Raw genomic sequence first — 7,903 nt, forward strand, 5'->3', positions numbered from 1 at the left:
CCTCCCCCCCCCCCTCCCTCCCCTCCCCCCCCCCCTCCCCCCCCCCCCCCCCCCCCCCCCCCCCCCCCCCCCCCCCCCCCCCCCCCCCCCCGCCTCGTGCCCGCTGCCGTGACAGGCGGCTACCAGGGAACCTGCTTCCCGCCGCGCAGGAACGCTCCGGTGGGGCCGTCGTCCGGGAGGGTGGCCGCCCACACGATGTCCTGCGCGGCCTGTTCCGGCAGCCGTTCGGCCTGCGGGCGCATCCGCGTCCGCACCTGACCGGGGTTGACCGCGTTGACCAGCACGCCCGTGCCCCTCGTTTCGGCGGCCATGAGCACGGTCAGCGCGTTGAGCCCGGTCTTCGACACCGCGTAGCCCGGCGTGTGCGCCGAGAGCCCGTTGCTGAACGCCCCCGTGCCGCTGGAGACCATCACCACCCGGCCCCAGCCCCGCTCCACCATGCCGGGCAGGAACGCCTGGCACATCCGCCAGGCACCCAGGACGTTCACCTCGAACTGCCGCCTGACCAGCTCGACCGGCACCGCCAGCGGCGGGCGCCCCCAGTCGAGCTGGATGCCGGCGTTGTTCACCACGATGTCCACGGGCCCCACCAGAGCCCGCACCCGCTCCGGCGCCTCCTCGTCGGTCACGTCGAGCGTGGCCGCCCGCGCGCCGGGGCCCAGCGCCGCCGCGGTGCGCCCGGCCTCCTCCGCGTCCCTGGCCGCCACCACCACCCGGTGCCCGAGCGCGTGCAACCGCTCGCTCACCGCCCGGCCGATGCCGCGATTGGCGCCCGTCACCAGAGCAGTGCGTGATTTCGCCGTCATGCGATCTCCATTAGGCCGTCTTATCGCGCGATTCTCGTCATGGCCGCTGGAGGATCGCTGGAGAGCGCCTATAAGTTTTCTCCATCGCGGAGCGGCGTTTTGACGGTTTTCTCCGCATGGAGATCGTGCTTATATCAGAACACCAGCGTCACTCCATGGGCGACTTCGACCATGGCGGGCGTTCGGCTGGGGGTTGATCGGAGGAGGTCGGGCTGAGGGAAACGAACGAGTGGTAAGCGCAACAGGGCGGACGCAGCACTGCCGCGCTCGGGGTATCGCTCTTTGTGACACTCTGCCCTGAGCGGCTGTGGTGGGGCGTCTCCCCGGTCAGAACGTGGGAAGGCGATGGATTTCCTGGTGCTTGGCCCGTTGGCGGTGCTTGGTCGTCAAGGTGTGGAGCTGACCCCGACGCCGCCGAAAGTCAGAGAAGTGTTGGCGCTGCTTCTGCTGCGCAACCAATCTCTCGTATTAACGTCGGAGTTGGTCGACGAACTTTGGCCGGACAGCCCGCCGGTGAGCGCGTTGTCGACTCTGCAAACTTACATCTACAAGCTGCGGAACATCTTGTCCGAAGGTTACGGAGAGCGGTCCACCGTATTACGGACGAGGCCGCACGGCTACATGCTGGCCGTGCCTCCGGAAAGCGTTGACTCCTACCATTTCGAGAGACTGACGTCGGAGGGTCATGCGGCACTCGCGGACGGCGATCCGGGCAGGGCGGCCGATCTGCTCAGCCAGGCGCTCGCGCTGTGGCGAGGACCGGCTCTGGCCGACGTCACCGGCGGCAGCCTGCTGTCGGCGTACGGGACCGCCCTGGAGGAGGGCCGCCTGCGCGCCCTGGAGTTGCGGATCGACGTCGACCTGCGGCTCGGGCGGCACCGCAAGGCCGTCAGCGAGCTGAAGACCCTGGTCAACGACCATCCGTTGCAGGAGGTCTTCCACATCCAGCTCATGCTGGCCCTGCACAGGTCGGGCCGCCGTCCCGAGGCGCTCGACGTCTACCAGAGGCTGCGCACGCTCCTGGTGGAGGAGCTCGGCGTGGAGCCGTCGAGCCGCGCGCAGGCCATGCACCAGGCGGTTCTCTCCTCTGCCAGCTCCCTGGAGGTGCCCGCTTCCGAGGAGCCGGTCACCATCAGCTCCGCCGACCGGACCGAGGAGGAGCCCGCACCGCCCCCCGCGCAGCTCCCGCCCGACGTCCTCGACTTCACCACCCGGGTGGACAGCCTGCAGGCGATCCTCGACGGGCTCGCCTCGCCGCGCAACGAGCTCGCCCCCGTCGTCTCCCTCAGCGGCATGACCGGCGTGGGCAAGACGGTGCTGGCCGTGCACGCCGCGCACCTGCTGCGCCAGACCTTCCCCGACGGCCAGCTCTTCGCCCGGTTGCGCGGCAGCACCGGCGACCCGGCCGACCCGGCCGACGTCCTGGCCGGCTTCCTCAGCGCCGCCGGCATGACCGACGACCGCATGCCCGCCGGTCTGGAGGACCGTGTCGCCGCGTTCCGTACCTGGGTCGCCCCGAGGAAAGTGCTCATCGTGCTCGACGACGCGGCCACGGCCGCGCAGATCCAGCCGCTGCTGCCGGGCTGCCCGCCCAGCGGCACCATCATCACGGGCCGTGCCGGGCTCAACGGGCTGGTCGGCGCGGTGCACGTGCGGCTGGACCTGCTCACCGCGGCCGACTGCGTCGAGCTCCTGCAGAACATCATCGGCAGGACGCTCGCGGACGGCGAGCGCCAGGCCGCCGAGGTGATCGCCCAGCTCTGCGGCCGCCTGCCGCTGGCGATCAGAGCGGCGGGCGCGCGCCTGTCATCCACCGGCTGGCCGCTCAAGAAGCTGGCGGAACGCCTGATCGGCGCCGGCAGGCTGCTGGACGAGCTGGCCTTCGCCGACCTCAACGTACGCGACCGCCTGCTGGAGAGCTACCGGCAGCTGGGCGAGGAGGAACGGCGTTTCCTGCGCCTGCTCAGCCTCCTTCCTGGCCCGGTGTTCACCGCGAGCGGCGTGGCCAAGCTGCTGGAGTGGGACTCCGACACCGTGGACAAGCTGCTGCTGCAGCTCGTCGAGAACCACTTCCTGCGGGTGCTCATGCACAACGCCGACGACATCGTCTACACCCTCCACGAACTGGTCCGGTTCTTCGCCTACGAGCAGGTCGAGCAGGAGCTCGGCCACTACGACGGCTCGAGCGGCGACTCCGACCTGCTCTGACGCCCCTCAAGCCGGGCTCGACCCGCTGGACGAGCGCGACTCCATCGCTCCTCCAGCGGCGCCGGGCAGCCTGCGCTTGTCCATGGCCTCGTCAGGCAGGAATATCCATGAAGGCTCTCGTCCTTGCGGGTGGGCGGGGAACTAGGCTGCGGCCCCTCACCCACACTGTCCCCAAGCAACTGGTGCCGGTGGCCAACAAGCCGGTGCTCTTGTACGGCCTGGAAGCCATCAGAGAGGTCGGCATCACCGAGGTCGGCGTGGTCGTGGGCGACCACGGCCCGGCCATCCGCGACGCGCTCGGCAACGGCGGCACGCTGGGGCTCGACATCACCTACCTGCACCAGCACGCCCCCCTGGGCCTGGCGCACTGCGTCATGTTGTCCCAGGACTTCCTCGGCAACGCGGACTTCCTGCTCTACCTCGGAGACAACGTCATCATCGACGGGCTCGGCCCGCTGATCGACGCGTTCTGGCACTCGCGGCCGGACGCCATGGTGATGACCGGCAAGGTCGCCAACCCCTCCGAGTACGGAGTGGCGCAGGTCGGCCCCGACGGCGTCGTCACGGGGCTGGAGGAGAAACCCGCCGACCCGCGCAGCGACCTGGCCCTCGTCGGCGCGTACGTCTTCACCCCGGCCATCCACCAGGCCGTGCACAGCGTCAAGCCGAGCTGGCGGAACGAGCGCGAGATCACCCACGCCATCGAGTGGCTGATGCGCAACGGCTGGCGGGTCGAGGCGCACCTGCACGGCGGCTACTGGAAGGACACCGGCCGGGTCGAGGACCTGCTGGAATGCAACCGGGCGGTGCTGGACACCGCCGAGCGGTCGATCCGGGGTCAGGTGGACGCGTCCTGCGAGATCCGCGGCCCGGTCGTCATCGAGGAGGGCGCTGAGGTCAGCGGCTCCCGCATCACCGGGCCCGCGGTGATCGGCTTCTCGGCGGTGGTGCGCGACAGCCGGATCGGGCCGTACACCAGCATCGGCGCCGACTGCGACATCGTCGGCGCCACCATCGAGAACTCGGTCGTGTGCGAGGGCAGCACCGTGCGCGGCAGCCTGCGCGACTCCCTCATCGGCCGGCAGGCCAGGGTGAGCGGTGACTTCGGCCGGCCCACGTGCCTGGTGCTCGGCGACCACAGCGAGGCCAGGCTGTACGGGAGCGCGTCATGACCGTCACCCTCGAAGCCACGTGGCTGATCTGCCCCGGCTGCTCCGACCTGGTCTTCCGCCCCAAGTACGAGCGCGTGCTGCGGGTCTGCCCCGGGTGCGGGCACCATGCCAGGCTCACCGCCCGCGAGCGGCTCGACTGCCTGCTGGACCCCGGCTCGGAGAAGCCGGTCGAGACCGCACTGCCGGCCGACGACCCCCTCGGCTTCGCCGACACCCGGCCCTACGCCGAGCGGCTGGCCGCCGCGCGGGCCGCCACCGGGCTGCGCGAGGCCGCCCTGTGCGCCACCGGCACCATCGAGTCCCACCCGGTCGTGGTGGCCTGCCTCGACTTCGCGTTCGTCGGCGGCTCGCTCGGCTCCGGGGTCGGCGAGCTCGTGACGGTCGCTGCGGAGAAGGCGCTGGCCGAACGCGTGCCGTTGCTGATCGTGACGGCCTCGGGCGGGGCGCGGATGCAGGAGGGCGCGCTGTCGCTCATGCAGATGGCCAAGTGCAGCCAGGCGCTGGCCCGGCTGGACGAGGCGGGGATCCTCACCGTCGCCCTCGTCACCGACCCGACGTACGGCGGCGTGGCGGCCTCGTTCGCGACGCTGCCCGACGTGCTGGTCGCCGAGCCGGGGGCGCATCTGGGGTTCGCCGGGCCGCGCGTCATCGAGCAGACCATCCGGCAGCGGTTGCCGGAGGGGTTCCAGACGGCGGAGTTCCTGCTGGCGCGCGGGCTGATCGACGCGGTGGTGCCCAGGCCGGCCCTGCGCCGCGCCCTGGCCCGCCTCCTGGCGGCCGCCCGCCCGGACGCCACGGGCGGCCCCGCGGACGACCCCGCGGACGGCCCTACGGGCGGCCTGTCGAGCGGCCCGACGGCTGCCTCGGCCGGCGCACCGGCACGGCCTGAAGCCGACGGGCTCGTACGGGATCCGTCGGTCCTGCCGCGCCGCACCCCGTGGGACGTGGTGCGGCTGGCCAGGGAGCCGGCCCGCCCGACCACCCTCGACTACGCCGGTCTGCTGCTGGAGGACTTCACCGAGCTACGCGGCGACCGTGCGGGCAGCGACTGCCCGGCCATCGTGGGCGGCATCGGACGCCTGCGCGGCAGGGGCGTGATGCTCATCGGCCACCAGAAGGGGCACGACACCCAGGAGCGCGTGAAGCGCAACTTCGGCATGCCGAGCCCCGCCGGATACCGCAAGGCGGCCCGGCTCATGCGGCTGGCCGCCAAGCTCGGCCTGCCGGTGCTCACGCTCGTGGACACCCCCGGCGCCTACCCCGGCATCGAGGCCGAGGAGCAGGGCCAGGCGTGGGCCATCTCCGAGAACCAGCGCCTGATGTCCGCGCTGCCCGTGCCCGTGGTCACCGTCATCACGGGCGAGGGAGGCAGCGGCGGCGCGCTCGCGCTGGCGGTGGCCGACCGCGTGCTCGCCCTGTCCAACGCCGTCTACTCCGTGATCAGCCCGGAAGGGTGCGCCGCGATCCTCTGGAAGACCGCCGAGGCGGCCCCGCAGGCCGCCGCGGCGCTCGGCCTGGACGCCCGCGAACTGCTCCGGCAGCGCGTCGTCGACGCGGTCATCCCCGAGCCGGACGAGGGGGCGCACGTCGCCGCCTCGCGTACGGCCGAGCGGATCCAGGCGGCCGTACGGCAGGCGTTCGAGGAGCTGGCCCCGTTGCCGGTCGCCGAGCTGGTCGAGGCGCGGCGGCGGCGCTTCCGCAGTTTTGGCGCCCCTTCGTCCGAGGAGACGTGATGTCCGACCACGGAGAGCTGATCGAGACGGTCCAGCGGCATGCCGCGGGGTTCATCGACGCCATCGGCGGGCCGATCCGCCGCCTGAAGGTGACGGTGGGCGAGGTGAGCCTCGAAGCCGAATGGGCCGCCCCCGACGGCCAGGACCTGCCTGTGGAGCAGCGCCTTTCGGCGGCGAACGGCACGGCCGTCAACGGGCGGGCGCCGGACGGCGCCGCGCGGGCCGCCGTCACCGTCACGGCGGCGGCGCACGCCTCCCAAGGCGCCGCGGCCCCGGCGAGGCAGGTCATCCCGTCGCCCATGGTCGGCACCTTCTACCGCTGCGCCGAGCCCGGAGCCGAGCCCTTCGTCAAGGAGGGCGACCTGGTCACCGCGGGACAGCAGGTCGCGATCCTGGAGGCGATGAAGATGATGAACCCCGTCCATGCGACCACCGCCGGCCGGATCACCCGGATCCTCGCCGAGGACGCCGCCGCCGTCGAGTACGGGCAGGCGCTCTTCGCCCTGGAGGAGAGCTGATGTTCGGCACGGTTCTGATCGCCAACCGCGGGGAGATCGCCCTGCGGGTGGCCCGCACCTGCAAGGAGATGGGCATCCGCACGGTCGCCGTCTACTCGTCGGCGGACGAGGACTCCCCGGTCGTCCGCGTGGCCGACGAGGCCGTGCGGATCGGCCCGCCTCCGGCCAAGCGGAGCTACCTGTACGCCCCCGCCGTCCTCCAGGCCGCCCTCCAGACCGGCGCGGAGGCCATCCACCCCGGCTACGGCTTCGTGTCGGAGGACGCCGACTTCGCCGAGATGTGCCGGGCGGAGGGGCTGACGTTCATCGGATCGCCGCCGGAGGTCCTGACGATGCTGGGCGACAAGGCCGAGGCGCTGCGCGTGTTGTCGGCCGCGGGACTGCCGGTCCTGCCGGGCTCGCACCGTCCCCTGTCCAGCGTGGGGGAGGCCGTCGAGGCGGCGGCCGGCATCGGCTTCCCGATCATCGTCAAGGCGCTGTCGGGCGGGGGCGGCCGGGGCATGGCCATCGCGATGCGGCCGTCCGAGCTGCCCGAGGCGTACGCGCAGGCCCGCAACGCCGCCCGGGCCGTCTTCGGCGACGAGCGGGTCTACCTGGAGCGCTACGTCGAGTCGGCCCGCCACGTCGAGGTGCAGGTGCTGGCCGGGACGAACGGGCAGGTCCTGCACCTGGGCGCGCGCGACTGCTCGGTGCAGCGGCGGCGGCAGAAGCTCATCGAGGAGACCCCGGTGCCCGGCCTGCCCGAGGACGTGGCGGCCGGGCTGTGCGAGCGGACCGTCGAGGCGGCCCGCGCCGTCGGCTACGTCGGGGCGGGGACGTTCGAGTTCCTGCTCGACGACGCGGGCGAGTTCCACTGCATCGAGGTCAACTGCCGGATCCAGGTCGAGCACCCGGTCACGGAGCTGGTCACGGGCGTCGACCTGGTCCGCGAGCAGCTCCATGTGGCCGCGACGGGCGCGCCCGGCATCACCCAGGACGACGTACGGCTCAACGGCGCGGCCATCGAGTGCCGCATCAACGCCGAGGACCCGGCGCGGGGCTTCCTGCCCACGCCGGGCACGGTCGACTCGCTCGTGCTGCCGGGCGGGCCGTTCACCCGCGTGGACGACCACGTACGGCCGGGCATGCGCGTCTCGCCCTTCTACGACCCGCTGCTGGCCAAGGTCAGCGTGTGGGCGCCGGACCGCGACCAGGCCATCGCCCGCATGGAGCGGGCGCTGTCGGAGTGCGCCGTCACCGGCGCCGGCATCAGCACCACGACCGGGTTCCTCGCGGGTCTGCTCGCCCACCCGCTCTTCCGCGACGGCAAGCACACCACGGCGCTCGCCGAGACCGTGGAGCCCGTCTGACCTCTCACCCCGGAGGACGCCACCGGCCCGGGGGGGGGGGGGGGGGGGGGGGGGGGGGGGGGGGGGGGGGGGGGGGGGGGGGGGGGGGGGGGGGGGGGGGGGGGGGGGGGGGGGGGG

At 72.8% G+C, this 7,903-nt stretch carries 6 protein-coding genes and 1 pseudogene; 6 read left to right on the top strand and 1 reads right to left on the bottom strand.

What is annotated here, in order from left to right; all coding sequences use genetic code 11:
* Positions 1-119: 119 nt before the first annotated feature.
* Positions 120-806: an SDR family NAD(P)-dependent oxidoreductase gene (locus tag ACZ6SA_RS37260; RefSeq protein ID WP_347648814.1), complete on the bottom strand. Its 687-nt coding sequence runs from the start codon at positions 804-806 to the stop codon at positions 120-122.
* A 345-nt stretch (positions 807-1,151) separates the two neighbouring features.
* Here ACZ6SA_RS37260 and ACZ6SA_RS37265 point away from each other — a divergent pair.
* From ACZ6SA_RS37265 to ACZ6SA_RS37290, 6 genes and pseudogenes are all read left to right on the top strand, one after another.
* A pseudogene (locus ACZ6SA_RS37265) lies at positions 1,152-1,421 on the top strand (AfsR/SARP family transcriptional regulator); the annotation flags it as partial.
* A 6-nt stretch (positions 1,422-1,427) separates the two neighbouring features.
* On the top strand, positions 1,428-3,014 hold the full coding sequence (locus ACZ6SA_RS37270) for a BTAD domain-containing putative transcriptional regulator (protein ID WP_347648815.1): 1,587 nt from the start codon (positions 1,428-1,430) through the stop codon (positions 3,012-3,014).
* A gap of 107 nt (positions 3,015-3,121) precedes the next feature.
* On the top strand, positions 3,122-4,186 hold the full coding sequence (locus ACZ6SA_RS37275; protein ID WP_347648816.1) for a glucose-1-phosphate thymidylyltransferase: 1,065 nt from the start codon (positions 3,122-3,124) through the stop codon (positions 4,184-4,186).
* Positions 4,183-5,919, top strand: a complete 1,737-nt coding sequence (locus tag ACZ6SA_RS37280; protein WP_465833532.1) for an acetyl-CoA carboxylase carboxyltransferase subunit alpha — start codon at positions 4,183-4,185, stop codon at positions 5,917-5,919. Before ACZ6SA_RS37275 ends, ACZ6SA_RS37280 begins: the two co-directional genes overlap by 4 nt.
* Positions 5,919-6,437 carry an acetyl-CoA carboxylase biotin carboxyl carrier protein gene (locus tag ACZ6SA_RS37285; protein WP_465833534.1) on the top strand — a complete coding sequence of 173 codons (519 nt, stop codon included), beginning with the start codon at positions 5,919-5,921 and terminating at the stop codon, positions 6,435-6,437. Before ACZ6SA_RS37280 ends, ACZ6SA_RS37285 begins: the two co-directional genes overlap by 1 nt.
* Complete coding sequence (locus tag ACZ6SA_RS37290) at positions 6,437-7,786, top strand: acetyl-CoA carboxylase biotin carboxylase subunit (RefSeq protein ID WP_347648819.1); 1,350 nt, start codon at positions 6,437-6,439, stop codon at positions 7,784-7,786. The genes ACZ6SA_RS37285 and ACZ6SA_RS37290 overlap by 1 nt, the downstream gene beginning before the upstream one ends.
* Positions 7,787-7,903 lie beyond the last annotated feature (117 nt).

The organism is Nonomuraea sp. NPDC049378, from assembly GCF_055586745.1.

Coding starts and splice junctions, on each gene's coding strand:
- ACZ6SA_RS37285 (WP_465833534.1), top strand. CDS start 5,919: ATGTCCGACCACGGAGAGCTGATCGAGACGGTCCAGCGGCATGCCGCG.
- ACZ6SA_RS37290 (WP_347648819.1), top strand. CDS start 6,437: ATGTTCGGCACGGTTCTGATCGCCAACCGCGGGGAGATCGCCCTGCGG.
- ACZ6SA_RS37270 (WP_347648815.1), top strand. CDS start 1,428: ATGCTGGCCGTGCCTCCGGAAAGCGTTGACTCCTACCATTTCGAGAGA.
- ACZ6SA_RS37275 (WP_347648816.1), top strand. CDS start 3,122: ATGAAGGCTCTCGTCCTTGCGGGTGGGCGGGGAACTAGGCTGCGGCCC.
- ACZ6SA_RS37260 (WP_347648814.1), bottom strand. CDS start 806: ATGACGGCGAAATCACGCACTGCTCTGGTGACGGGCGCCAATCGCGGC.
- ACZ6SA_RS37280 (WP_465833532.1), top strand. CDS start 4,183: ATGACCGTCACCCTCGAAGCCACGTGGCTGATCTGCCCCGGCTGCTCC.